Source organism: Bradyrhizobium sp. NBAIM08, from assembly GCF_020193935.1.
GTDB lineage: Bacteria > Pseudomonadota > Alphaproteobacteria > Rhizobiales > Xanthobacteraceae > Bradyrhizobium > Bradyrhizobium yuanmingense.
Window position 1 is genome coordinate 1 of the sequence record NZ_JADYVR010000684.1, and the last position, 422, is coordinate 422.

The 422-nt window shown below is 71.1% G+C and carries 1 protein-coding gene; it reads left to right on the top strand.

All coding sequences use genetic code 11. From position 1 onward, the window contains the following. Nucleotides 1–422 (top strand): LacI family DNA-binding transcriptional regulator (locus I6F37_RS41555; protein WP_225154605.1); only part of this gene is annotated, 422 nt, incomplete at both ends.

The following is a 422-nucleotide window of genomic DNA, read 5'->3' on the forward strand; positions in this document are numbered from 1 at the left end:
GTGTGGACATCCCCGACGAGCGCGTCCTGGTCGGCCCGGCCAGCATCGATGGCGGCATCGCCATCACCGATCGCGCCTGGGAGGACGGCCTGCGTCCGACCGCCATCCTGGCCATGTCCGATGCCATGGCCATCGGGGCCATGCGCGCCCTCAAGGACATGCGCCTGGATGTCCCGGGCGACGTCAGCGTCGTCGGCTTCGACGACATCGATCTCGCCCCCCACGTGGATCCCCCGCTCACGACGGTGCACCAGCCGATCCGTCGCAAGGGCGCCGAGGCGGTCCGCCTGCTTCTGGCCGTCGTCGAACGACGGGACCAAGCCAACCCCGAGCACCTCCGATTGGAGACGCGCCTCATCGTGCGCGGCTCCACCGGGCCGGTGCCGGCAGAGCGGGAAGAGGAGGTGGCCGGGGCCCACGAA